Genomic DNA, 25,032 nt, shown 5'->3' with positions numbered 1-25,032 from the left:
ATTCTGGTCGGCATTCAGGTGCCCGGGAGCGACCACGCGGCGTTCGAGCGCTTCATCGAAACGCTCGGCTATCCGTGCTGGGAAGAGACGAAAAATCCCGTCTACCGACTATTTCTTGGCGAGTTGAAGCTTGTTTAGCGGATCGGGGTTTACCTGAGGGCACGCGATGCGGCAGCACGAGCCGCGGGTCGTCAAAATCGGCGGAAAACCCCACCAGTCTTGCGTTTGCGGCCGAAACAGCCGCGCGGCGCTGGCTCCCGCCTTACACCTTCTATCGCGCAACGCGATACGGCCTATCCGCTATATCGCATTGCGGGATAGGCGTCGCGATCGTCACACTGAGCGCAAATTTCATCACCGCATTCAGGAGACTACATGCGCACCCAAGTCGGCATCATCGGTGCAGGGCCCGCTGGCCTGCTTCTTTCCCATCTGCTTCATTTGCGCGGTATCGACTCGGTCGTGCTCGAAACGCGCACGCGCGATCAGATCGAATCGACGATTCGCGCCGGCGTGCTCGAGCAGGGCACGATGGATCTGCTGACGCAAACCGGTCTCGGCGAACGCATGCAAGCCGAAGGCGCGCTGCATCACGGTTTCGAACTCGCGTTCGAAGGCAAGCGTCGCCGCATCGATCTGACCGGCCTCACCGGTCATGCGATCACGGTTTATGCCCAGCACGAAGTGATCAAGGATCTAGTCGCGGCGCGCGTCGCCGCGGGCGCCGAACTGCGTTTCGGCGTATCGGAGACGTCGGTGCACGGCATCGATACCGAGAAGCCGTCGATCCGCTATCGCCACGAAGGCGCGGAGCACGAACTGCAATGCGACTTCGTGATCGGCTGCGACGGCTCACAAGGCGTGTCGCGCCAGGCGATCCCGCAGACGCTGCGCAAGGATTTCGAGCGCGTCTATCCGTTTGGCTGGTTCGGCATTCTGTGCGAAGGCCCGCCGTCGTCGGACGAGCTGATCTACGCGCGCCACGAGCGCGGCTTCGCGCTGATCAGCACGCGCTCGCCGAACGTGCAGCGCATGTATTTCCAGTGCGATCCGAAGGACTCGGTCGACAACTGGTCCGACGATCGCATCTGGGCCGAGCTGCATGCGCGCGCCGATTCGGACGAAGGCCACAAGATCATCGACGGCAAGATCTTTCAGAAGAACATCGTCGGCATGCGCAGCTTCGTGTCGACGACGATGCAGTACGGGCGCCTCTTCCTCGCTGGCGACGCCGCGCATATCGTGCCGCCGACTGGCGCGAAGGGCATGAACCTCGCGGTCGCCGACGTGAACGTGCTCAGCAAGGCGCTCGACGCGTTCTACAAGGAAAACCGCGTCGATCTGCTCGACCGTTACAGCGAAACCGCGCTCAAACGCATCTGGCGCGCCGAGCACTTCTCGTACTGGATGACCAGCATGCTGCATCGTATCGAAGGCGCTTCGGCGTTCGAGCAGCAACTGCAGGTCGCCGAGCTCGAGTACGTGACGACGTCGCGCACGGCCGCGACAGTACTGGCGGAGAACTACGTCGGCGTCGCCGGCGCGCAGATGCAGGCGCAGCTGTAAGCGCTACTGCAAGCACCGCGCGATCATCGGGATCGCTAATTGATCGACAGATCCCGATGCGCGGCCGCCTGAAACTCCTTGGGCGTGACGCCGGTCTGCTTGCGGAAATAGCGGCTGAAATAGGCCGCATCTTCGAAACCGAGCGCATGCGCGATCTGTTTGATGCTCGAACCCGAGTAGACCAGATCGCGCTGCGCCTCGCGTATCAACTGATCGTTGACGAGCGACAGCGGCGAATGGCCAAGCTCCTCACGACAGATGCGCCCCAGTTGCGCCGCGGTCACCCCCAATTTGTCCGCGTAAAAATCGATTGGCAGATGCTCGCGCACATGGGTGGCGATCAGTTCGCGTAGCCGTTTGATCTGCGCGGCGCGCCGGTCATTGACGGTCGCGCCCGCGCTCGAGGCGGCATCGGTCAGCCGGGCGACCTGCACAAAAAGTGCAATCATCAGCGACATGCCCGCGGCGATATGGCCGCGCGCGCTGCCGCGAAATTCCTGCTCCAACAAACCGAACAAGGGCATCAACGTGCGCTCGCCGACCGCGGGCCGCACGGGAATCAGCGCGGGCCGTTGCAGCACCGGCACGAGGCCCGGCGACACCGCTTTCGAAATCGACTCCAGCGCGCGCTGCGCGGCGGTAATCACGAGCCCGTCGATCTCCGGCGAAAACACGAAACCGTGCACCGTTTGCGCTGGAATCAGGATCAGGCATGGCGCGTCGATCGTGAGCTTTTCGCTTTCGATCAGCACGTGGCCCGAACCGCTGCGGATATAGAGAATCTGCAGCAATGCATCGTGCCGGTGCGCGGCGATATGCCAGTCGTTCGGACGACTGCGCTCGACGATCCATTCGAAATTGAACCCGTCGTACCACGGCGGCCGCGCGGACTCTCCGTACAGATCGTAGTTAGGGATATTCCTCATGCGGTTTTGTCTCCAATGTTCGAATTGTCCTGCGATGCGCTGCCTTTGTCCAATTTCGTCCCGAACCGCGTGGCTATACTTTTTTCCATCGAAGACGCGGTCGAATGACGCAGTTTGGTGAAGCCGGCCAACCTAAGCTCGCCGCGATCGTGAACATGGAGATCGGGAGGACTAAGCAAATGAATCAACGGAAAGATCGGCGCGACACACCCGCCAACGCGCGACACTGGCTCGGGCTCGAAGGCAGCGTCTGCGTCGTGAGCGGCGCGGCGGGCGGCATCGGCAGCGCGATTGCTCAGGTGTTGGGCGACGCTGGCGCACGCGTGGCGCTGCTCGATCGCGATGAGCAGAAGTGCCGTAACGTCGCGCAAGCGCTGAACGTGAGCGGTGTCGAAGCGCTGGCGCTCGCCTGCGATATCGGCGACATCGATAGCGTGCGCGGCGCGGTGTCGGAGGTCGAAGCGCGCCTCGGCGTCGCCGATGTGCTCGTGAACAACGCGGGCCTGTTGCGGCCAGGGGGCATCGAAGAGATTGGACTCGATGCATGGAATGCGATGCTGCGCGTGAATCTGACCGGCTACATGCTGTGCTCGCAGCAATTCGGTCAACGCATGCTCAAGCGCGGCGCTGGCGCAATCGTGCATGTCGCGTCGGTGGCCGCGCATCATCCGCAGACCTATAGCGGCGCTTACAGCGCGGGCAAGGCCGGTGTCACGATGCTGTCGAAGCAGATCGCGGCGGAGTGGGGACCACGCGGCATTCGCAGCAATACCGTGTGCCCGGGCATGATCCGCACGCCGCTGTCGGCGGCGTTCTACGAGCACGGCGATATCGAACGCCGGCGCAGCGCGATGACGGCGAGCCGCCGGATCGGCGAGCCGAACGATATCGCCGATGTCGTCGCGTTTCTCGCGAGCGAACGCGCGGCCTATGTGAACGGCGCCGAAGTCGTCGTCGATGGTGGCTTCGAAAGCATGCTGATGGACCTCGTGCCGCGTCCCGGCTTCGAAGCCAACCAGGCCGCGCAAGCCACCCGGGCCGACCGCCAGGTCCGAGCGTAAGGAGACCATCATGACCAACGCAACATGCGGCGCAACACTCACGTGCGACGTGCTCGTGATCGGTTCGGGTGCGGGAGGGCTGTCGACCGCGATCACCGCGCGCAAACACGGTCTCGATGTCGTCGTGATCGAGAAGGAGCCGTTCTTCGGCGGCACGACCGCGTTTTCAGGCGGTGTGCTGTGGATTCCGGGCAACCGTCACGCAAGGAGCAACGGCGTCAGCGATACGCGCGAAGCGGCGCTGACCTATATGCGCAGCGAAACCGGCGCGTACTTCGATGCCGCCGCCGTCGACGCGTTTCTCGACACGGGCCCTGAGATGCTCGACTTCTTCGAGCGCGAAACCACCGTCAAATTCGTGCCGACGTTGTATCCCGACTATCACCCGAACGTGGGCGGTGGTGTCGACATTGGCCGCTCGGTCGTCGCCGCGCCGTTCGATGCGCGCGCGCTGGGCCAGGACATCTCGCGATTGCGCCCGCCGCTGAAGACGATCACGTTCATCGGCATGATGTTCAACTCGTCGAACGCGGACCTGAAGCACTTCTTCAATGCGACGCGTTCGCTCACCTCCGCGCTGTACGTCGCGAAGCGCCTCGCGAGCCATCTGAAGGACCTTGCGCTGTACCGGCGCGGCGTGCAGATCACGAGCGGTAACGCGCTCGCCGCGCGGCTCGCGAAGTCCGCGCTCGATCTCGGCATTCCGATCCATACGAACACGGCCGCTCGCGAGCTGACCGTGGCGAACGGCAGCGTCACCGGCGCGCTCGTCGCGGGACCGGAAGGCGAGATGCGCATCGTCGCGCGACGCGGCGTGGTGCTCGCGTGCGGCGGCTTCTCGCGTGACGTCGCGCGGATCGCCCGCGCGTATCCGCATCTGCGGCGCGGCGGCGAACACCTGTCACCGGTGCCGCGCGGCAATACGGGCGACGGCATCGGCATGGCCGAACGTCTCGGTGCGCGGGTGACGATCCGTTTTCCGCAGCCCGCCGCATGGATGCCGGTGTCGCGCGTGCCGATGAGCGACGGCAGCGTCGGCGTGTTTCCGCATCTGGTGGATCGCTACAAGCCTGGCGTGATCGGCGTGACGCGCGCGGGCAAGCGCTTCACCAACGAAGCGAATTCGTATCACGACGTGGGTGCCGCGATGATCGAGGCCTGCTCGAACGAACGCGAAACCGCGATGTGGCTGATCTGCGATCACGCGACGATCCGCAAATACGGGCTCGGTTATGCGAAGCCGGCGCCCGTGCCGCTTGGCCCGCTGCTGCGCAACGGCTATCTGAGCAAGGGCCGCACGCTCGCGGAACTCGCGCGCAACGCGGGTCTCGACGGCACGGCGCTCGAGGCGACCGTGAAGCGCTACAACGCCGACGCGGTGCGTGGCGAAGATCGCGAATTCGGCCGCGGTACGACGTCGTTCAATCGCTATCTGGGGGACCCGGAGCACCAGCCGAACCCGTGCGTCGCGCCGATCGGCGACGGTCCGTACTACGCGCTGAAGGTCGTGATGGGCGATCTCGGCACCTTCGACGGCATCTCGACGAACGTCACCGGCGAAGTGCTCGACGTGAAAGGCGCACCGATCGCCGGCCTGTACGCGGTCGGCAACGATCGCGCGAGCGTGATGGGCGGCAACTATCCGGGCGCGGGTATCACGCTCGGGCCGATCATGACGTTCGGCTATATCACTGGCCGTCATCTCGCGGGCGTGAGCGTGAACAGCGCGAAGAGCGCAAGCAACGCGGACCCCCGCGCAGCCGAAACCGTATTGAGGACCGGCACATGAGCCAGGGCAAACCTTTCGTCGATCATCGCATCTACACGATCCGTCCGCGCGGCATGACGGAGTTCATCGACGTTTTCGACCGGCTCGCGATGCCGATTCAGCTCAAGTATCTGGGCGCGCCAGTCGGCTTTTACATGAGCGATATCGGCGTGCTGAACCAGGTCGTGCATCTGTGGGGCTACGAGAGCATCGGCGACTACGACCAGCGCCGCACCGCGCGCGATGCCGATCCAGAGTGGCCTGCGTATCTGCAGGCGTCCGCGCATCTGATCGTCGCGCAGGAGAGCCGCATCATCAGGCGAGTCGACTTCAGGACGCTGACGATGCTGCGCTAGCCGCCCGTTCGAGGAGGAGACAGGCATGAACGAACGGACAGCGCGACGCTCGCAAGCACGGTCGCGACCACCGTCGCGGCGTCCGCGCGTTGAACAGCAATTCGAACCATAAGAAAACACCTCTTCATCTCAAGGAGACATCGCAATGAACCAGCTGAAAGGAGCACGCACATGAGCCGCTCCGAACGCAGTGTAGACGTGCAGGCCTTTATCGACGGACAGCGCTTCTCGCCTTTTCAATGGACGATTCTGGTGCTGTGCTTTCTGGTCGTCGCCGCCGACGGTTTCGACACCGCCGCGGTCGGCTTCATCGCGCCGTCGCTCGTGCAGCAGTGGGGTATCGCGCGTAGCGCGCTCGGCCCGGTGATGAGCGCGGCGCTGGTGGGACTCGGCATCGGCGCGCTCGCGGCCGGCCCCTGCGCGGACCGCATCGGACGCAAGACGGTGCTAGTGCTGTCGGTGTTCTTCTTCGGGCTGTGGAGTCTCGCGGCGGCCCGCGCGAGCTCGATCGAATCGCTGACCTTGCTGCGCTTTTTCACCGGCCTCGGTCTCGGCGCGGCGATGCCCAACGCGGTCACGCTGATGGCCGAGTACGCACCCGCGCGGATTCGCGCGGTCGCCGTCAATGCGATGTTCTGCGGCTTTTCAGGCGGTCTCGCGATCGGCGGTCTCGCATCCGCATGGCTGATTCCGCATTTAGGCTGGCCGAGCGTGCTGGTCGCCGGCGGCGCCGGTCCGCTCGTGCTGAGCGTGATGCTGATACTGTTTCTGCCGGAATCGGCGCAATTTCTCGCGGTGCGTAAGCGCGCCGATCAACGGATCGCGCGAATCCTGCAACGCATCGCGCCCCACGACCGCTTCGACGGATGCCGTTTTTTCGCGGTCGACGTGTGCCGCAATACCGGCGACGCACGTTCGCAATGGGCGCTCACGATCATCCTGTCGGCGCGCTACCGCTTCGGCACGCTGATGCTGTGGCTCGCCTATTTCATGGGGCTACTGATTTACTATCTGCTGACCAACTGGCTGCCGACGCTGTTCAAGGACACCGGCTTCTCCGGTGAAAAGGCCGCGTTGATGACGTCGCTGTTTCCGCTCGGGGGCATCCTCGGCAATCTGTGCGTCGGCTGGGTGATGGATCGCTTCGCCGGGCATCGCGTGATCGCGTTGACCTATGTCCTCGTCGGCGCGCTCGTGTTGCTGGTCGGGCGGGGCGTCGGCCATCAGGTCTGGCTCGGGACGCTGATCTTCCTGACCGGCACGGTCGCGACCAGCGCGGTCACGTCGATGTCGGCGCTCGCGGCGAGCTTCTACCCGACCCGGGCGCGCGCGACGGGCGTGGCGTGGATGCTGGGAATCGGCCGCGTCGGCGGCGTGGCGGGCGCGCTCATCGGCGCGGCGTTGATGGGGCTCGGCTGGCACTTCGGCGCCGTGTTCAGCCTGCTCGCGGTGCCGGCCGTGATCGCGGCGGGCGGGGTGGTATTGATGATGCGGCGCGAGCCGCTCGATCACGCATCGGTCGATGAAAACGTCGGCGCCATAGCGATCGAATGAGCGCGGCGTCGGGCGTGCCGCTACGCTCGAACAACGCGCGACCGCTCAGGACGCGCGCAGCAACGCCATTTCGTTGTGCAGCAGCGCGAGCAATTCGTCGTCGGTTGGCCGCGTGCCCCAGTGGCGCGCGCCGGCCACCGACGCGATCGCCATCCACGAATGCGGTGGAAACCATTCGCGCACCAGCGTGCCGTCCTGGCGCAGGCACAGCTGGCCGGTCAGCTCGCTGTATTCGGCGCAAATGTGCGCGCCGTCGACCTGCGCGGTTACTCGTCTCGGATCCTTGCGTAGCACGTCGTCGCTCCTGTCAAAGGGGTGGCGCGAATGCAAGCGCGACACGGTGGCGCGATGGACGCCACCTGCCGTCTATCAATGGTCATGCCCGCGATCGTCATGACCATGACCGTGCGAGCCGTTGTCGTGCCAGTCGCGGTGCGGGCCGCGTGCATCGCGCCATTCGTCGTGATGACGTTGCCACTCGCGCCGCTCCCACTGGCGACGCTCCCAATAGCGATGACCATCGTAGTAGCGTTCGCCGTACCAGCCCGGAGCGACTATGACCGCGGGAGGCGGCGCAGGCGCATAGACGGGCGCGGGCTGCACATAGACGGGCGGCGGAGCCTCGACCACGGCGGGCACGACCGCGATGCCCGGCACGCCGATATTCACACCGACATCGACGTGCGCGAAAGCGGCCGTCGATGCGCCGATCGCGAGACCCGCGACGACGGTCAACGATACCCAGCGGTTGCGTGAAAGACTCATGATTGTTCTCTGTTGTGTGGATGTCTGTGATGAAGTGGCGAGCCGGACGCGCACCTACTGCGCGTGATGGCCCGATCAATAACGTTCGTAGTAGTGGTCATGATGCGGATGATCATCGCCAGGGACGACGATGCAGCCGCTCAACGCGCCACCGAGCGTGGCGGCAAGAATGACCAATGCGAGGATTTTTTTCATGATGTTGCTCCCTGAAATCTGTGATGCGAGTGCCTGTCGTGCGAAGCGTTTGATCTGATCCGCTTTCGTTTGAACCGAACTCTACTGAGCGGCGCGATTACCGGTGTGTTTGTGTGTAACAGGACGTGTCGATCCGAGCTCGCGCCGAAACGTCGATGCGAGTGCGATGAACGAGGAGGGAAGGCGCCGTGGGTTACGGGTCGAAATGCCGGGCGACTGTCAAGCGCGCGGGCAAACCCTTGAAGGGTCTATGAAAAAAAACGCATTGAAAGGCAGACGAAGCATGGATTCGAAGCGAAGCTTCGGCGCCTCGATTGCTGAAAAAAGAAGCGCATCAAATTTTGGCTTATGTATGCGGCGCAGATACATTCGGTTGCAGACTGGGTAAGAAGTTCGGTAGTGCGCTCGGGCGAGCGTGATGGAAAGACGCTACACCTGTAGCGTCATCAGCTTGTCTTAAGCTTCGGTGGGATAGGTAAAAACGCATCGCGCGCGCAACCTACTGCGCGGCCGCGGGCTCCGGGGCGGTCGCTTCGCGATAGCCGAGCCGCGTCGAAATCGCGAGACCGGCCTCTTTGAGCAACGCGACGTAATGCTGCTTCGTGTCGGCACCGCAGCGCATCGTCGGAAACGAAATCGACAGACCGGCGATCACACGGCCGAAGCGGTCGAACACGGGCACCGCGATGCATTGCAGGCCTTCTTCCTGCTCCTCGTTGTCCTCGCCGTAGCCCTGCTCGCGTACGCGCGGCAGGATGCTCAACACCGCTTCGGCGCAGGTCAGGGTCTTTTGCGTCGACTTGCGAAATTCGATGTGCGAGAGCACGTCACGCGCGTCGGCCGGGTCCATCCATGCGAGCAGCACCTTGCCGATCGCCGTGCTATGCAGCGGATTGCGTCGGCCGATCCTGGACTGCATGCGCAGCCCGTAGTCGGCGTCGATCTTGTGGATGTAGATGATCGCGTCGTCGTCGAACGCGCCCAGGTGTACCGCTTCGCGCGTCATCTGGCCGATGCGGCGCATCTCGATGTCGGCCTCGCGCACCAGATCGACGCTTTCGAGCGCTTTCGCGCCGAGCTCGAACAGACGGATCGTCAGCCGATAGCGTTCGGTTTCGACTTCCTGGGTCACGTAGCCGAGCGCCTTCAGTGTTTGAATCACACGATGCACGGTCGTCTTCGACATGCCGAGCCGTTGCGACAGCTCGCTGATGCCGATCTGTCCGGTGTCGCCGATCGCGCCGAGAATCGCGAACACGCGCCCGATCGACGACGCCGATTCGCCGCGCTCACCGCTGTGCGCATCGAGCGACGCTGCGCCGGCGGGTTCCTTGCGGGCTTTGCCGCGGGTCTTATCGAGCGCCTTGTCGAGCGTCTTGTCGCGCGCAGTGTTCCTCGCAGTATTCCTCGCAGTATTCCTGTGTGTTCCCGTTGCCGCCATGTCCGTCATTCCCTGTCTGTGCCAACTCGCCGCTGCCGCATCGAGCCGATGCTCACCGGCGCGAGAGCATAGCGCGTCGCGCGCACTCGTGGCGAGCTTGTGCCGTCCCTAGCGCGCGAGCCAGCCGCCATCCACCGCCAGTGTATGCCCATGCACGTAGTCCGACGCCGACGAGGCGAGAAAAACCACCGGCCCCGCGAGATCGTCGGGCACGCCCCAGCGGCCGGCCGGAATGCGGCCGAGTATCTCCTCGTTGCGCTGCGCGTCGTCGCGCAACGCCACGGTGTTCGCAGTCGCCATATAGCCGGGCGCGATCGCGTTCACGTTGATGCGTCGCGCGGCCCATTCGTTCGCGAGCAGTCGCGTCAGACCGAGCACGCCGCTTTTCGATGCGGTGTACGACGCGACGCGGATGCCGCCCTGGAACGACAGCATCGACGCGACGTTGATGATCTTGCCGCCGCTTTGCTGACGCACGAACTGACGCGCCGCGGCCTGCGACAGGAAGAACAGGCTCTTGAGATTCACGTCCATGACCGCGTCCCAGTCGTCTTCGCCGAACTCGAGCGCGTCTTCGCGACGGATGATGCCTGCGTTATTGACGAGCACGTCGATGCGGCCGAACGCTTCGACCGCGGCACGCACGATGTCGTCGACCGAAACGCTCGACGCGAGATCGGCGCGCACGTCGGCGAAGCGGCGTCCGAGCGCCTCGACGCGCGCGGCGGTCGTGCCCGCGTCCGCGCGACTGACACCGACGATGTCGCAGCCGGCCGCGGCGAGCGCGACGGCCATGCCGGCGCCGAGGCCGGTGTTGCTGCCGGTCAAGATGGCGACCTTGCCGGTCAGATCGAAAGTGTTCACTGTGTTCGGACTCATGTTCGCTCAGCGCAGCTCGCGGACCGCGAGATGGTCCATGTCGCCGAACACCTGGTTCTCGCCGACCATGCCCCAGATGAACGTGTACGCGCGCGTGCCGACGCCCGAATGGATCGACCAGCTCGGCGAGATCACCGCCTGCTCGTTGCGCACGACGATGTGCCGGGTTTCGTGCGGCTCACCCATCATGTGGAAGACGGCGGCGTCGTCGGCGACGTCGAAGTAGAAATACACTTCCATGCGGCGCTCGTGCGTGTGGCAGGGCATCGTGTTCCACAGGCTGCCCGGTTCGAGCTTCGTCATGCCCATCGACAGCTGGCAGGTCGGCAGCACGTCGGGCACGATGAACTTGTAGATGGTGCGGCGGTTGCTCGTGGCCGGATCGCCGAGGGTTTCGGGCGAGGCCTGGTCGAGCGAGATCGTGCGGGTCGGATAGCTGGTGTGCGCGGGCGCGCAGTTCAGATAGAACTTCGCCGGCCGGGTGGCGTCGGCGCTACCGAACGCGACCGCTTGCGCGCCCTTGCCGATATAGATCGCCTCTTCGCGGCGCACCGTGTAGCGCGTGCCGTCGACGTCGACCCAGCCGTCGCCGCCGATGTTGATCGCGCCGAGTTCACGCCGCTCGAGCAGATAGTCGACGCCGATCGCCTTGCCGAGCGAGCCCGGCACTTCGACCGCGCGCTCGACCGGCCACACGCCACCGACGATGATCCGGTCGATATGGCTGTACGTGAGCTTCAACGCATCGCGCTCGAAGATCTGCTCCACCAGAAACTCGCGACGCAGCCCGGTGGTGTCGAGCGTCTTCGCGTATTCGCTGTTGATGGCCTGTCTCACGTCCATTGATCGTTCTCCTGTCGGTATGCGGGGCGCGGCGCCGCCTTCCTCGTGCCCGAGACTGTAACGCAGAATCTTGATTTCGGAACGCTGGTCCGAAAATATTGTGACGGATGATCGCGGCTGGCAACGCATAGCGCGAACGACCGGGTAAACGATAGTCAGGTTTAAGAAATAAAACGGAACGGCGTTCCTTTCGTGATGCTATATTGCGCCGGACAGGGAGAGCCCGGCGTAGAACGGGACACCAACGCGGGTCATTGGCCCGTCAACGGGACGTCACCGTCCATGGAGGAGGCATGAAGATCAAGAAGGCCATCGACCGCATTCCTGGCGGTCTGATGCTGGTGCCGCTGCTACTCGGCGCCTGTGTGCATACGTTCGCGCCGGGCGCGGGCAAATACTTCGGCTCGTTCACCAACGGCCTGATTACCGGCACCGTGCCGATCCTCGCGGTATGGTTCTTCTGCATGGGCGCGACGATCGACCTGCGCGCGACCGGCACCGTGCTGCGCAAGTCGGGCACGCTGCTCGCCACCAAGATGCTGGTCGCGTGGATCGTCACGCTGATCGCGGCGCGCTTCATTCCGATCGATGGCATCAAGACCGGGCTGTTCGCGGGACTGTCGATGCTCGCGATCACTACGTCGATGGACATGACCAACGGCGGGCTGTACGCGGCCGTGATGCAACAGTACGGCACGAAGGAAGAGGCGGGCGCGTTCGTGCTGATGTCGGTCGAATCGGGGCCGCTGATCAGCATGATCATTCTGGGTGCGACGGGGGTCGCGTTCTTCGAGCCGCGCCTGTTCGTCGGCGCGGTGCTGCCGTTTCTGATCGGGTTTGCGCTCGGCAACTTCGATAGCGAGCTGCGCGAGCTGTTCGGCCGCTGCGTGCATCCGCTGATTCCGTTTTTCGGCTTTGCGCTCGGCAACGGCATCGATCTGAACGTGATCGTCACGAGCGGCCTGCCGGGCATCGTGCTGGGGCTTGGCGTGATCGTCGTGACTGGCGTGCCGCTGATTCTCGCCGATCGCTGGATTGCCGGCGGCAATGGCGCGGCGGGGCTGGCGGCGTCGTCGACGGCAGGGGCCGCGGTCGCGAATCCGGCGATCATCGCCGACATGATTCCGAGCTTCAAACCGCTGGTGCCGGCCGCGACCGCGATGGTCGCCACCGCTTGCCTCGTGACCGCGATTCTGGTGCCGATCCTCACGGCGCTGTGGGTGCGCCGGCATCGTGCGCGCGACGCGCTGCGCGAGGAGTTCGCCACCGCGACGCAGGCGGCGCCGCTCAACGAGCAGCGCGATGCGCCGGTTTGACTGAGTCGGTAGCAGGAAGCCGGCGCGCCGCTCAGCGCGCCAGCTTCGCTTCGAGCATCGCTTTCACCGCCGGCCATTCGTCGTCGATGATGCTAAAGCGCACCGAGTTGCGCTTGCGCCCATCGGGCATGATCCGCTCGTGCCGCACGATGCCTTCCTGTTGCGCGCCGATGCGCAGGATCGCCGCGCGCGATTTGTCGTTGAGCTCGTCGGTCGTGAACTGCACGCGCACGCAGCGCATCACGTCGAACGCGTGGCACAGCAGCAGATATTTCGCCTCGGTGTTCACGACCGAGCGCTGCGCCGAGGCGGCGAGCCACGTATGGCCGATTTCGAGCTTGCGGTTCGCGCGATCGATCTTCCAGAACCGCGTACTGCCGACGATCCGGCCAGCACGGTCATCCTCGTCGCGCCGCACGATCACGAACGGCATCACCTTGCCGGCCGCACGGCCGGCGAGCGCGGTGGCGATATAGGCGTCGATCGTCGCCGGGCCCGGCACGACGGTCAGCTTCATGTCCCACAGTTGCCCGTCGGCGGCGGCGTCGACGAGGGCCTGCGCGTGCTCCTCGCGCAGCGGCCGCAGCTCGACGAACGAGCCGCTCAGCGTGGGCTGCATCGATTCGGCGGAAATATCGTTCATGGCAATAAAAAAGGTCCGCGAGCGGAAGACTCGTGGACCTGGCAGATCGGTTGAGCCGCGCTCGGGAACGATGCGAGCGGCAAAACCGCGGCGCCGTTCCCGAAGCGCGTGATTGGCGTGATTAAACCCGTGATTGAACCCGTGATTAAACCGACATCACCGTGACCGCCTTGGTCACGAGGTAGGCTTCCATCGCCTCCGGGCCGCCTTCCGAGCCGTAGCCGGAATCCTTGACGCCGCCGAACGGCATTTCCGGCGTCGGCGTGGCAGGCTGGTTGATCCACAGCATGCCGACTTCCATGCGCTGCGACAGCAGGTGCACGTTGGCGAACGACTTCGTGTACGCGTAGCCGGCGAGGCCGAACGGCAGGCGGTTTGCTTCGGCGATCGCTTCTTCGAGCTTGTCGAAGCCGCGAATCGCGGCGACCGGGCCGAACGGCTCGTTGTTGAACACGTCGGCGTCGAGCGGCACGTCGGTCAGCACGGTGGCCGCGAAGAAGTTGCCTTCGGTACCGACGCGCTCGCCGCCCGTCGCGACCTTCGCGCCGGTCTTGCGGGCGTCGTCGACGACCTTGGCCATCGCCGTCAGACGGCGCGCGTTGGCGAGCGGCCCTAGCGTCGTGCCTTCGGCGAGACCGTCGCCGAGCTTCAGGCTTTCAGCGTGCTTGACGAGCGCCGCGGCGAACTCTTCGCGGATGCTGTTGTGCACGAGAAAACGCGTCGGCGAGATGCAGACCTGGCCCGCGTTGCGGAACTTCGCGGCGCCGGCTGCCTTGACGGCGAGCGCGACGTCGGCGTCTTGCGCGACGATCACCGGTGCGTGGCCGCCGAGCTCCATCGTCGCGCGCTTCATGTGCGAGCCGGCCAGCGCCGCAAGCTGCTTGCCGACCGGCGTCGAGCCCGTGAACGTAACCTTGCGGATCACCGGATGCGGGATCAGGTAGCTCGAGATTTCAGCCGGATCGCCGAACACGAGGCCGACCGTGCCGGCCGGCACGCCGGCCTCGACGAAGGCTTGCAGCAGCGCCGCCGGCGACGCCGGGGTTTCTTCCGGCGCCTTGACGAGGAACGAGCAGCCGCAGGCGAGCGCCGCCGACAGCTTGCGCACGACCTGGTTGACCGGGAAGTTCCACGGCGTGAACGCCGCGACCGGGCCGATCGGCTCCTTCAGCACCTGCGACTGCGCGGCAAGGTTGCGCGACGGCACGATGCGGCCATACACGCGGCGGCCTTCGTCCGCGAACCATTCGATGATGTCCGCGGCCGCCAGCACTTCGCCGCGCGCCTCGGCGAACGGCTTGCCCTGTTCCTGCGTCATCAGGCGGCCGATGTCCGCGGCGCGCTCACGCACGAGGGCGGCGGCACGGCGCATGACGGTTGCGCGCTCGTTGGCCGGCACCTTGCGCCAGGCTTCGAAGCCGCGCTGCGCGGCTTCGAGCGCGCGGTCCAGATCGGCGATGCCGGCATGCGCGACCTTGCCGATGGCCTGGCCGGTCGCGGGGTTGATCACGTCGAGGGTCTTGCCGCTGGCGGCGTCGCACCATTCGCCGTTGATCAGAAGACGGGTATCGGTATAGCTCGAGATGGCCATGCTGGGTTCCTGTGAGTGGGAAAACAACTGGCCGCGCGGACGTGCGGCACGAGGCGACATTCCTGCGCGGCCATGAATGAATTGCGGATACCATTTATCTTATCTGATTGCGGGCAATCGCACCGGCGCGGCCCGCAGGCGCCCGGTCGCGGCATGCGGCTTGCTGAGGTTTGGCACCGGAGCGATTTTGCGGGTCGTGCCGGGGCGCCGCGTCGGCGCTGCACGAAACGCTTGCAGGACGCAGCGCTTCATCCATTCAACCGCTACTACAGCGCATCACGAGGACATCGCCATGCCAACCGGAACAGTGAAATGGTTCAACGACGCAAAGGGCTTCGGCTTCATCACTCCCGATGACGGCGGCGAAGATCTGTTCGCCCATTTTTCGGAGATTCGATCCGAAGGTTTCAAGTCGTTGCAGGAAAACCAGAAAGTCAGCTTCGAAATCAAGCAGGGGCCGAAAGGCAAACAGGCTGCCGACATCAAGCCCGTGTGACGCCGGCCGGGCGGCTCGTCCGCATGCGAGGCAACCATGGATAAGGACGCCGCCTACGCGGAGATCGAGCGCAATGGCGGCGCCGCCTATGCGAAAAACTTCGCCGCGCGCTATCCCGACGAACCGCTGACGCCGTTCTGTCATCGCTATCTGTTCGAGCAGGCGCAGCGCGACGACGCGGCGCATGAGGCGGCCGCCGCCACGCACGACGACGAGCGCGGTTTCGCGCTGAGGTCGCTCGCGCGCATGGAGGCGTCGTCGCATATCGCGCAGGCGGCGGCGAGCGCGTCGCGCGACGCTGCGGCCGCCGCCCACACGTCGGCGCGCGCGGCGCGGCGCTCGGCCTTCTGGACCATGATCGCCGCGCTCGCGTCGGCGCTCGGCGTAGTGGTAAACGCGGCCCTCAATCTCGGCTGGCTCGAATGGGCGAGGCGTCTCGCGCGATGAGCGACGCGTCGGGCCGAGCGTTCGCGCCCGTGAAGGTGGCGTGAATCGGCGGGCGCCGGCGGGGCTCGCCCGCACGCCACGCGAGAACCTATCCATTTACCACGCCGATACGACATCGATGCGACACGATTGCACGAGCGCGTCGATTACACAAATCGCCCCATCGGAGCATGCCGCGCGCGGTCTGAACGCAGTATTATTCTTCAGGTTTCCTTCAGCTTTGCTCCGTACTATTTGCGCCACTGCCCGTGGCCTTTCCGGACCGCGGCCGCCGCTACGTGCAGGTCGGGCACAGGCTTTCCCGACCTGCATTCGGGCAATGGAACAGAATAGATTCCCGACTGAAAACCGAAAGCGCCTATAAAGGCTTGCTGGAGCATCCATGAAAACTCTGTTCTTGCAGGCGCCGTCGTACGACGGCTTCGATGGTGGTGCGGGTTCGCGCTATCAGGCCAAGCGTGAAGTTCGCTCGTTCTGGTATCCGACGTGGCTCGCCCAACCCGCGGCACTGGTTCCCGACAGCCGCGTGCTCGACGCCACGGCAGACGGCCTGTCCGTCGACGCCGCCCTCGACATCGCCTCGCAATACGAGCTGGTGGTGATCCACACCAGCACGCCATCCTTCCCGACCGACGCGTTGTTCGCCCAGGACCTCAGGAAGCGCAAGCCGTCGCTGCTGATCGGCATGGTCGGCGCGAAGGTCGCGGTCGATCCGCACAATTCGCTGACCGCGACCGAGGCCATCGACTTCGTGTGTCGCGAGGAATTCGATTTCACCTGCAAGGAAATCGCCGAAGGCAAGCCGTTCGCGCAGATCCTGGGCTTGAGCTATCGCACCCCCGACGGCTCGATCGAGCACAACGAAGCGCGCCCGATCCTCGAGAACATGGACGAGCTGCCGTTCGTCGCGCCGATCTACAAGCGCGATCTGACCATCAAGAATTACTTCAACGGCTACCTGAAGCATCCGTACTTGTCGCTCTACACCGGCCGCGGCTGCCGCTCGAAGTGCACGTTCTGCCTGTGGCCGCAAACGGTCGGCGGCCATCGCTATCGGGTGCGTTCGGTCGAGAACGTGCTCGAGGAAGTCAAGTGGATTCGCGACAACATGCCCGAAGTCAAGGAGATCATGTTCGACGACGACACGTTCACCGACTTCAAACCGCGCGCCGAAGAAATCGCGCGAGGCATGGGCAAGCTGGGCGTCACATGGTCGTGCAACGCGAAGGCGAACGTGCCTTACTCGACGCTGAAGATCATGAGGGAAAACGGCTTGCGCCTGCTGCTGGTCGGCTACGAATCCGGCGACGACCAGATCCTGCTGAACGTCAAGAAGGGCTTGCGTACCGACATCGCGCGGCGCTTCGCCCAGGACTGCCGCACGCTGGGCATCAAGGTGCACGGCACCTTCATTCTCGGCTTGCCGGGCGAGACGCCGGAAACGATCCAGAAGACCATCGAGTACGCGAAAGAGATCAATCCGCTGACGATCCAGGTGTCGCTCGCCGCGCCGTACCCGGGCACTACGCTCTACAACCAGGCGGTCGAGAACGGCTGGCTCGCGGAGAACAAGGTGATCAATCTCGTCAGCAAGGAAGGCGTGCAACTGGCGGCGATCGGCTACCCGCATCTGTCGCGAGACGAGATGTACCATCAGCTCGAAAACTTCTATAAACGCTTTTATTTCCGGCCGTCGAAGATCTGGGAGATCCTGCGCGAAATGCTGACGAGCTGGGACATGATGAAACGGCGCCTGCGCGAAGGCGTCGAATTTTTCCGCTTCCTGCGCGCGCACGAGGCGTGAGCGCCGCACACCTCGCCGCCGTCACGCTCGCGTACGCGTGCGCGGCGGCGACCGTTGTCGGCATCGGGTACACCGTGCTCGCGAGCGCGCTGATCGGGCGCTTCTTCGCGAGGGATGTAGCCGAACCCTCCAGCTTTCCGCCCATTACGGTGATCAAACCGTTGCATGGCAACGAGTGGGCGTTGCTCGACAATCTGTCGAGCTTCTGCGCGCAAAATTATCCCGGGCCCGTGCAATTCCTGTTCGGCGTGCATGACTGCGCCGACCCCGCGCTGCAAACCGTCAACGAACTGCGGCGTCTCCATCCTCAGGCGGACATCACCGTCGTCGCCGATGCGCGTCTGTACGGCCCGAACCGCAAGATCAGCAATATCCTCAACATGGTGCCGCAGGCGCGCCACGACGTGCTCGTGTTCGCCGACAGCGACGTGTGTGTCGGCCCGGACTATCTGCGCAACGTGATCGGCGAATTGCAGCAGCCGGGCGTCGGGCTCGTCACCTGCGCATATCGCGGCCAGCCCGATCCGGGTTTCTGGCCGCGGCTGTCGGCGATCGCAACCAACTACCAGTTCCTGCCGGGCGTCGTCACTGGACTCGCGCTCGGGCTCGCGCGGCCGTGCTTCGGCCAGACCATCGCGATGCGGCGCGACACCTACGAGCGGATCGGCGGTTTCAAGCCGTTCGTGCAGCATCTGGCCGAGGACTACGAGATCGGCGCGGCGGTGCGCGCGGCGGGCGAGCAGGTCACGATTCCGCCGTTCGCGATCGCGCATGCGTGTGTCGAAGCGAGCGCCGCACAACTCGTGACGCACGAACTGCGCTGGAGCCGCACGATTCGCCGCATCGATCCGCTCGGACACTTCGGCACGGCGCTCGTGCATCCGTTGCCGTTCGCGCTGCTCGCGCTCGCGTGCTCGGGCGGCGCGCCGTGGGCGTGGCTGCTCGCGGCAGTGACGGTGGTCGCGCGTCTCGCGTTGAAGTGGCGCGCGGATCGGGCGTTGCGTCAACGCTGCCGCGATCTGTGGCTTCTGCCGTTATGGGATATCGTATCGTTTGCGATTTTCGTCGCGAGCTTCCGCTCGTCGCGGGTGATCTGGCGGGGCTTCAGCTTCAAGGTCGACGGCGATGGGCTGCTGTCGGCGGCGCAGGACGAATGACGAACGAACGGCAGATTGGGCTGGCAATGAACGAAGAAGTTTCGAGCGGGCGAAACGGGAGCGCCCTGGAGACGCATGGCAGCGCCCCGGCGACACGCGGCGTGCGGCGCATCACGTATACCGAGGTCGTGTGCGAGGTGCCCGCATGATGAAGCATCTGGGCCGCGCGGCTGCGCTCGCGGGTTTGCTGATCTCTTTGTGGCTCGTCTGGCGCGAAGATCCGCGCGCGGTGTTCAGCGCGTTGCGCGCGGCCGGCGCGGGCCTCGTGGTGGCCGCGCTCGCGCATGTGCTGCCAATGATCGCCAACGCGTGCGACTGGCGCTCGCTGATTCGCGGCGCGAACCGCCCCAGCTTCGGCAGGATGCTGCATCTGGTGTGGGTGCGCGAATCGGTCAACTGCATGCTGCCGGTCGCGCGGATCGGCGGCGAACTCGTGTCGTTCCGTATGTTCAAGCGCTGGGGCGTCAGGCCGTCGACAGCGGTGGCCAGCACCATCGTCGACATGCAGCTGACCGTGATCAGCCAGCTGATGTTCACGATGGTCGGGATTGGTTTTCTGTTCGCCAATGCGCAATCGGGCGCGCTGCGGCTCGCCGGGCAGCTCGCGTGGGGCGTGGTCGCGTTGACGCCGGTGCTGTTGCTGTTCGGGCTCGTCCAGCATGCCAATCCGTTCGAGCGCATCACGCGCGTGGCGAACCGCGTGACGAGCGGCAAGCTAACCGCGCTGGTCGGCCAGTCCGCCCAGATCGATCAGTCGATCAAGGTGATCTGGCGCCGCCGCGCGGTCGTGCTGCGCTATCTGTTCTTCTGGCAGCCGCTGCAATGCGTGCTCACCTCGCTCGAAATCTGGCTCGCGCTGTATTTCCTCGGCGCGCGCGTGACGCTCGTCGAGGCGATCGTGATCGAATCGCTGATCCAGGCGGTCAGCAGTGCCGCGTTCTTCGTGCCGGGCGGTCTCGGCGTGCAGGAGGGCGCTTTCATACTGATTGGCGGCGCACTGGGGCTCGACCCCGCCACCTGTCTCGCGCTCGCGGCCGCGCGGCGAATTCGCGATCTGCTGATATTCGTGCCGGGCCTGATCGCGTGGCAGCTGTTCGAGGCGTCCGGCAGCGCGCGGCCGCATGCCGCGCCGCACGGCGTGCGCGCCGAACTGGCCAAGCAGCGTTCGGGCGTCGCTGACGCGAACCGGCGCGGCGAGCGGCGCTGAGCGATTGGCGCGCGCCTTCAGCGCGTCGCGCGATAGGCCGGAAACGACACCCGCACCGCAAGCCCCTGGTCCCCGATCCCGGCGCCTAGCTGCAGACTCGCACCGAAATGCTCGGCGATCCGCGCAACGATCGACAAACCGAGCCCGCTGCCGGTCGCCTGATTGCCGGTCGCGCGGAAAAAGCGGTTCGTGAGCCGCGCGAGATCGTCCGGCGCGACGCCGGGGCCGTCGTCGCGCACGATCAGCTGCACCTGCTCGTCGGCATGGCGCAGCGCCACTTCGACAGTGCCGCCCGTGCGTCCGTACTTGATCGCGTTATCGAGCAGATTGTCGAGCAGGATGCCGATCAGCACGGGCTCCGCGTCGATCTCGGCGAGCATGTCGCCGACCAGCATCACATTGATGTGCTTCTGTTGCGCATTGCGCCTGTTCGCGAGCAGCGTATCTTTCGCGATCGCCGCCGGCCTCAGCGGCACGGTGGGCAGCTTCTCCTGCACGTCGAGCCGCGCGAGCAGCAGCAGTTGCTCGGCGAGCCGCGCGCTGCGATCGACGCCTTGCACGACGCGCTCCATCGCGAGCCGCTGCAGCGCGATGTCGGACTCGGCGAGCGCGACCTGCGCCTGTACCTTGATCGCGGCGAGCGGCGTCTTCAGTTCGTGCGCGGCATCGGCGGTGAAGGCGCGCTCTAGCTCGCGCGCATGGTGCAGACGCGCCAGCATCTGGTTGATCGCGTCGACGAGCGGGCGCACCTCGAGCGGCGTGCGGCCGATGCCGACCGGTTCCATGCGGTTGATGTCGCGCGAACGGATCGCGGCCGACAACACCTTCAGCGGCGCGAGACTCCAGCCGATGCTGAGCCACACGAGCACCGCGAGCACTGGCAGCGCGATCAGCGTGGGCCGCGCGATGCGGCTCGCGACACCGCTCACCAGGTCGCTGCGGGTGTTGGCCAGTTCGAACACGCGCACGCTGTGACCGAGCGCCGTTTCACGCAACGTGAACGAGTGATAGAGCTGGCCGCCCAACGTGACGTCCTGCGCGCCGCTCGCGGGCGGCAACGGCAAATCCCACGCGGCGAGCGCATGCAGTTGCGGGCTGCCCGCCAGAACGGCGCCGTTGGCCGCGCGCACCTGGAAGAGGGCGTCGCGCGGCAGCGTGTCGTCGTCGTCGAGATCGCTCGCGCCGGGCTCACCGCCTCTCTCTTCTTCACGCACGTCGATGCGCGCATTGGCGAGAGTCATCAGATTGGTCGAATCGAGCAGCGCGAGCATCTGCGCGAGTTCGGCGAGACGCGCTCGTTCCCACGCGGCGACTTCGTGGATGGCTTGCCGGTAGCTCGACACGAGCGCGCAGCCCCATACGATCGCGATGCTTGCGAGCACGAGCAGCACGAGGCGCCGCCGAATCGACGGACCGATCATTCTTTCTCCATCACATAGCCGATGTTGCGCACGGTCTTGATCAGGCTTGCGCCGAGCTTCTTGCGCAGGTTCGACACGTGCACCTCGATCGCATTGCTTTCGATTTCTTCCTGCCAGCCGTACAGGCTTTCTTCGAGCCGCGAGCGCGACTGAGGAATGCCGAGATTGGTCAGCAGTTGCAGCAGGATCGCCCATTCGCGCGACGTGAGCGGCACGCGCGCCTCGTCGATCTGCACCGTTTGCGCGGCCGGATTCACTGTCAGATTCTGGTAACGAATCAGATCGATACTGCGACCTTGTGCGCGGCGCAACAGCGCGCGGCACCGCGCCACCAGTTCGGTGAGATCGAACGGCTTGCCGAGATAGTCGTCGGCGCCCGCTTCGAGTCCGCCGACGCGATCGACGACCGTGCCTTTTGCGGTCAACACCAGCACCGGCACGTCATTGCCGGCGTCGCGCACGCGTTTGAGCAGTTCCGTGCCGCTCACGCGCGGCAGGCCGAGGTCGAGTACCACCAAGGCATATTGAGTCGTGTCGAGCGCGAGGCCGGCCTTGTGGCCGTCGCGTGCCCAGTCGACTGTGAAGCCGGCCTGACGAAGGCCCGCCTCGACACCGCAGCCGATGAGTTCGTCGTCTTCTACGAGGAGTAAGCGCATGAGGCAGATATTCCATTGTGGGGCGTTCTTGCATAACGTCGAGCATTTAGATGCAAGCGGCATTGATGCACATAGACGAACAATCTGCCGCGTTCCGAAGTGTAACCACGCCGTTCGTTAGCCGCTTCATGCCATGCGCGTGGTTAAGGTTTCCTTCAGCTTGAATCGATACCATCGACGCGCTATAAAATGGTCGTCGCAGATCGTAATGCATGTGCGAGACGACGTTGTCGTCAGGCCATCGCAACCTGATCGTAAGGACTTCGATGGAGCGACGCGCGAGGCATTCTTTATACTGGTCGATGGCGTCAACGGACGATCTCGACGAGTCCCGCCCATTGCCAGCATCCGGTCAGGCCGCAAGGCCGCGCACGAGGCACGTTATGAAGCGAGTCACCATCGACATGCTACGAGCCCATCTGCTAGTGGCGTCTCTGACGGCCGCGGGCACCGAAGCGCTGCTGTGCATGGCGTTGCCGGTACTGCCGGTCTCTGACGCTTTTTTCGCTTCGGCATCGTTCAGGCTGTTCGCGCTCGCGCTGATCATCGGCGGCGTGGTGATCGCGCGCGAATTTGCCGAGGTCGCCTTCGAGGTCGCGGTGCGGCGCGACTGCGCGATTCGCGCTGCTCGCGGCGCATGGCCCGCCGTGATCGCAGCGAATTGTCCGCGCCGGTGGCTCGTCGTGCTTCATCTGCGACTAACGGGGCAACCTTTCGTGCTGGCCGAGCACTGACGGACACGGACGGCACACAATGGCGGCGCACGCGTTGATTGCATGTCAATGGCTTCTGTTAGCCGCCTGCGTTAGCGCTTCGATCTACACGGCAGCCGCCGCGCTCGCCATGCCGTTTTTCACCGCCCGACATAAATCGAACCATCATGGGGGCAGGGCCGTCAATCGCGCGCTCAGCCGTTCGCTGATGGATTCGCTCGATTGCCCAACCGGGCCGTTCGCGCAGGTCGGTGTCAGCGTGCTGAAGCCGCTGTGCGGCGCCGAGCCGCGTCTCTACGAAAATCTGCGAACCTTCTGCGAGCAGCGACATCAGCATTTTCAGCTGGTGTTGGGTGTGTCGTCGCCGCACGATCCCGCCATCGCGGTGGTGCGCCGTTTGCAGGCCGCCTATCCGAAGCGCGACATCGAGCTTGCAATCGACACACGCGTACACGGCAGCAATCTGAAAGTCAGCAACCTGATCAACATGGCGGCACGCGCGCGCCACGACGTGATCGTGATCGCCGACAGCGACATCGCGGTCGACCCGGACTATCTCGACAGCGTCGCCGCGCCGCTCGCGGACCCGAACGTCGGCGTGGTCACGTGCCTGTACGTCGCGCGCGGCGTCGGCGGCTTCTGGCCGCGTGTCGGTGCGCTGTTCATCAACGAGTGGTTCGCGCCCTCGGTGCGGGTCGCCCATGCGATGGGCTCGCGCCGCTTCGGCTTCGGCGCGACGCTCGCGTTGCGGCGCGCGACGCTGGAGCGCATCGGCGGCTTCGAAGCGCTGAAAAACTGCCTCGCCGACGACTACTGGCTCGCCGAGCACGTGCGCGCGCTCGGTCTGCAAACGGTGCTGTCGCGCGTGATGGTCGCGACCGACGTGATCGAGCCGACCTTCGCGGCGCTGTGGCAGCGCGAAACGCGCTGGCTGCGCACGATCCGCTCGGTCAATCCGCCGGGCTTCGGGTCGCTGCTGATCACGTTCCCCACCCCGTGGCTGTTGACGAGCGCGGGGCAGACCGTGTCGCTCGCGACGTGTGCTCACGCGCCTTTCGCGGCGGTGGTCGCGAGCGCGTCGGCCACCGCGGTCTGCGTTGGCGCGCGCCTGCTGCTGCACCTGCGCGCGGCACGCCGCGCGCGCACGTTCTGGCGCGATCTGCCGCTGGTGCCGTTGCGCGATACGCTGCTCGCGCTCCAGTGGCTCGTCAGCGCGTTCGGTTCGCACGTGGTGTGGCGCGGCGAGCGCATACAGTTCGGCACGCCGTCCGCCGAGCGCAGCGGCCGGCTGGACAGCCTCACGTGATGGAGAGCGCAAAACCCACCCAGTCGCGCGGACTGATCATCACCGCCGACGATTTCGGTCTGCATCAGCGCGTTAATATCGCGGTCGAGCGCGCGCATCGCAACGGTGTGCTGCGCGCCGCGAGTCTGATGGTCGGCGCGCCGGCCGCCAAAGACGCGGTCGCGCGCGCGCGGGCGCTGCCGGAACTGCGCGTGGGCCTGCATCTGGTGCTGGCCGACGGCGCCGCGCTGGCGCCGCGCGAGCAGGTCGCCGCGCTGCTCGACGAGAACGGCCGCTTCGGCAGCAACATGGTGCGTGACGGTGTGCGCTTCTTTTTTCTGCCGCACGTGCGCCGGCAGCTCGCGCACGAAATTCGCGCGCAATTCGAAGCCTTCGCCGCGACCGGCCTTACGCTCGACCACGTGAACACGCACAAGCATTTTCATCTGCATCCGACCGTGCTCGGCCTGATCCTCGACATCGGCCGCGACTACGGCATGAAGGCGATGCGTCTGCCGTTCGAAGCGAACGCGCCGCTGTGGCTGCGGCCGTGGATCGCGCACGTGAAGACGCGGCTCGAGCGCGCGGGGATCGCGCACAACGACTACGTGGTCGGCATCGCGGCGAGCGGGCGCATGGATGAGGCGACCTGGCTCGCCGCGCTCGCGAATCTGCCGCATGGTGTCGGCGAAATCTACTGTCATCCGGCGCTGGCCGGCGACGCGCTGAGCGACGGCATGCACGACTACCGGCATGCCGACGAGTTGCAGGCGCTGCTGTCGCCACGGGTGGCCGCCGCGATCCGCGCGCTTGGGGGGCGGCTCGGCGGGTTCGCGGATGTGCTTGCGTAGCGCCATGCTTCGAGAAACGCGGAAAACTTTGGCCACGCTCACACCGGCTGCTTTTTCATCAACAGCTTCAGCAACGCCGGCAGCAGCAACA

The 25,032-nt window shown here is 65.2% G+C and carries 24 protein-coding genes; 14 read left to right on the top strand and 10 right to left on the bottom strand.

Annotated features, from left to right (window positions below; genetic code table 11):
* Positions 1-375 precede the first annotated feature (375 nt).
* Positions 376-1,566 (top strand): 4-hydroxybenzoate 3-monooxygenase, encoded by a 1,191-nt coding sequence (locus tag HWY30_RS06345; RefSeq protein ID WP_090805254.1) that lies wholly within the window; start codon positions 376-378, stop codon positions 1,564-1,566.
* A gap of 35 nt (positions 1,567-1,601) precedes the next feature.
* Here the strand turns inward: HWY30_RS06345 and HWY30_RS06340 are convergent, their stop codons facing one another.
* Positions 1,602-2,492, bottom strand: a complete 891-nt coding sequence (locus HWY30_RS06340) for a helix-turn-helix domain-containing protein (RefSeq protein ID WP_090805252.1) — start codon at positions 2,490-2,492, stop codon at positions 1,602-1,604.
* A 179-nt stretch (positions 2,493-2,671) separates the two neighbouring features.
* Here HWY30_RS06340 and HWY30_RS06335 point away from each other — a divergent pair, with 179 nt between their 5' ends.
* The 4 genes from HWY30_RS06335 (at position 2,672) to HWY30_RS06320 (ending at position 7,231) form a co-directional block, all read left to right on the top strand.
* On the top strand, positions 2,672-3,553 hold the full coding sequence (locus tag HWY30_RS06335; protein WP_090805812.1) for an SDR family NAD(P)-dependent oxidoreductase: 882 nt from the start codon (positions 2,672-2,674) through the stop codon (positions 3,551-3,553).
* Between the two features lie 10 nt (positions 3,554-3,563).
* Positions 3,564-5,342 (top strand): FAD-dependent oxidoreductase, encoded by a 1,779-nt coding sequence (locus HWY30_RS06330; RefSeq protein WP_090805251.1) that lies wholly within the window; start codon positions 3,564-3,566, stop codon positions 5,340-5,342.
* Positions 5,339-5,677, top strand: coding sequence for an NIPSNAP family protein (locus HWY30_RS06325; RefSeq protein WP_090805249.1), 339 nt, complete (start codon positions 5,339-5,341; stop codon positions 5,675-5,677). Before HWY30_RS06330 ends, HWY30_RS06325 begins: the two co-directional genes overlap by 4 nt.
* Before the next feature lie 171 nt (positions 5,678-5,848).
* Complete coding sequence (locus HWY30_RS06320) at positions 5,849-7,231, top strand: MFS transporter (protein ID WP_090805248.1); 1,383 nt, start codon at positions 5,849-5,851, stop codon at positions 7,229-7,231.
* Between the two features lie 45 nt (positions 7,232-7,276).
* Here HWY30_RS06320 and HWY30_RS06315 read toward each other — a convergent pair whose 3' ends face one another.
* From HWY30_RS06315 to kduI, 5 genes are all read right to left on the bottom strand, one after another.
* Complete coding sequence (locus HWY30_RS06315) at positions 7,277-7,525, bottom strand: hypothetical protein (protein WP_090805246.1); 249 nt, start codon at positions 7,523-7,525, stop codon at positions 7,277-7,279.
* A 75-nt stretch (positions 7,526-7,600) separates the two neighbouring features.
* A complete protein-coding gene (locus HWY30_RS06310) occupies positions 7,601-7,996 on the bottom strand; it encodes a hypothetical protein (protein WP_090805245.1) in 396 nt (131 codons plus the stop codon).
* Positions 7,997-8,690: 694 nt separating this feature from the next.
* On the bottom strand, positions 8,691-9,641 hold the full coding sequence (gene kdgR, locus HWY30_RS06305; RefSeq protein ID WP_090805243.1) for a DNA-binding transcriptional regulator KdgR: 951 nt from the start codon (positions 9,639-9,641) through the stop codon (positions 8,691-8,693).
* Between the two features lie 99 nt (positions 9,642-9,740).
* Complete coding sequence (kduD, locus tag HWY30_RS06300) at positions 9,741-10,511, bottom strand: 2-dehydro-3-deoxy-D-gluconate 5-dehydrogenase KduD (protein WP_090805241.1); 771 nt, start codon at positions 10,509-10,511, stop codon at positions 9,741-9,743.
* 6 nt (positions 10,512-10,517) lie between these two features.
* Positions 10,518-11,354 carry a 5-dehydro-4-deoxy-D-glucuronate isomerase gene (kduI, locus tag HWY30_RS06295; protein ID WP_090805810.1) on the bottom strand — a complete coding sequence of 279 codons (837 nt, stop codon included), beginning with the start codon at positions 11,352-11,354 and terminating at the stop codon, positions 10,518-10,520.
* Between the two features lie 293 nt (positions 11,355-11,647).
* Between kduI and kdgT the strand changes: the two genes are divergently transcribed.
* The gene (gene kdgT, locus HWY30_RS06290) at positions 11,648-12,670 is read left to right on the top strand and encodes a 2-keto-3-deoxygluconate transporter (protein ID WP_090805240.1); all 1,023 of its coding nucleotides are present in this window, start codon (positions 11,648-11,650) and stop codon (positions 12,668-12,670) included.
* Between the two features lie 31 nt (positions 12,671-12,701).
* Here the strand turns inward: kdgT and HWY30_RS06285 are convergent, their stop codons facing one another.
* Together HWY30_RS06285 and HWY30_RS06280 are read right to left on the bottom strand one after the other, a co-directional pair.
* On the bottom strand, positions 12,702-13,313 hold the full coding sequence (locus HWY30_RS06285) for a GNAT family N-acetyltransferase (protein WP_090805238.1): 612 nt from the start codon (positions 13,311-13,313) through the stop codon (positions 12,702-12,704).
* Between the two features lie 145 nt (positions 13,314-13,458).
* Positions 13,459-14,904 (bottom strand): NAD-dependent succinate-semialdehyde dehydrogenase, encoded by a 1,446-nt coding sequence (locus HWY30_RS06280; RefSeq protein ID WP_090805237.1) that lies wholly within the window; start codon positions 14,902-14,904, stop codon positions 13,459-13,461.
* Between the two features lie 292 nt (positions 14,905-15,196).
* Between HWY30_RS06280 and HWY30_RS06275 the strand changes: the two genes are divergently transcribed.
* From HWY30_RS06275 to HWY30_RS06255, 5 genes are all read left to right on the top strand, one after another.
* Positions 15,197-15,400 (top strand): cold-shock protein, encoded by a 204-nt coding sequence (locus tag HWY30_RS06275; RefSeq protein ID WP_007181784.1) that lies wholly within the window; start codon positions 15,197-15,199, stop codon positions 15,398-15,400.
* Positions 15,401-15,436: 36 nt separating this feature from the next.
* A complete protein-coding gene (locus tag HWY30_RS06270) occupies positions 15,437-15,847 on the top strand; it encodes a hypothetical protein (protein WP_090805235.1) in 411 nt (136 codons plus the stop codon).
* A 382-nt stretch (positions 15,848-16,229) separates the two neighbouring features.
* Positions 16,230-17,651, top strand: coding sequence for a hopanoid biosynthesis associated radical SAM protein HpnJ (gene hpnJ / locus HWY30_RS06265; RefSeq protein ID WP_090805233.1), 1,422 nt, complete (start codon positions 16,230-16,232; stop codon positions 17,649-17,651).
* Positions 17,648-18,808 carry a bacteriohopanetetrol glucosamine biosynthesis glycosyltransferase HpnI gene (gene hpnI, locus HWY30_RS06260; RefSeq protein WP_090805232.1) on the top strand — a complete coding sequence of 387 codons (1,161 nt, stop codon included), beginning with the start codon at positions 17,648-17,650 and terminating at the stop codon, positions 18,806-18,808. Before hpnJ ends, hpnI (HWY30_RS06260) begins: the two co-directional genes overlap by 4 nt.
* 145 nt (positions 18,809-18,953) lie before the next feature.
* Positions 18,954-20,015, top strand: a complete 1,062-nt coding sequence (locus tag HWY30_RS06255; protein WP_090805230.1) for a lysylphosphatidylglycerol synthase domain-containing protein — start codon at positions 18,954-18,956, stop codon at positions 20,013-20,015.
* Positions 20,016-20,032: 17 nt separating this feature from the next.
* Here the strand turns inward: HWY30_RS06255 and HWY30_RS06250 are convergent, their stop codons facing one another.
* Both HWY30_RS06250 and HWY30_RS06245 read right to left on the bottom strand, forming a co-directional pair.
* Complete coding sequence (locus HWY30_RS06250; RefSeq protein ID WP_090805229.1) at positions 20,033-21,436, bottom strand: ATP-binding protein; 1,404 nt, start codon at positions 21,434-21,436, stop codon at positions 20,033-20,035.
* A complete protein-coding gene (locus HWY30_RS06245; RefSeq protein ID WP_090805227.1) occupies positions 21,433-22,092 on the bottom strand; it encodes a response regulator in 660 nt (219 codons plus the stop codon). The genes HWY30_RS06250 and HWY30_RS06245 overlap by 4 nt, the downstream gene beginning before the upstream one ends.
* A 383-nt stretch (positions 22,093-22,475) precedes the next feature.
* Between HWY30_RS06245 and HWY30_RS06240 the strand changes: the two genes are divergently transcribed.
* From HWY30_RS06240 to hpnK, 3 genes are read left to right on the top strand one after another with little or no spacing between them, the layout of a single operon-like run.
* On the top strand, positions 22,476-22,826 hold the full coding sequence (locus HWY30_RS06240; protein WP_090805226.1) for a hypothetical protein: 351 nt from the start codon (positions 22,476-22,478) through the stop codon (positions 22,824-22,826).
* Between the two features lie 19 nt (positions 22,827-22,845).
* Positions 22,846-24,111 (top strand): bacteriohopanetetrol glucosamine biosynthesis glycosyltransferase HpnI, encoded by a 1,266-nt coding sequence (gene hpnI, locus HWY30_RS06235; protein ID WP_090805224.1) that lies wholly within the window; start codon positions 22,846-22,848, stop codon positions 24,109-24,111.
* Complete coding sequence (gene hpnK / locus HWY30_RS06230) at positions 24,111-24,941, top strand: hopanoid biosynthesis-associated protein HpnK (RefSeq protein WP_176078853.1); 831 nt, start codon at positions 24,111-24,113, stop codon at positions 24,939-24,941. The genes hpnI (HWY30_RS06235) and hpnK overlap by 1 nt, the downstream gene beginning before the upstream one ends.
* Positions 24,942-25,032 lie beyond the last annotated feature (91 nt).

The sequence above is a fragment of the Paraburkholderia tuberum STM678 genome, assembly GCF_902833905.1.
In the GTDB taxonomy this organism is placed as follows: domain Bacteria; phylum Pseudomonadota; class Gammaproteobacteria; order Burkholderiales; family Burkholderiaceae; genus Paraburkholderia; species Paraburkholderia tuberum.
This window is presented reverse-complemented; position numbering and strand designations above follow the sequence as displayed.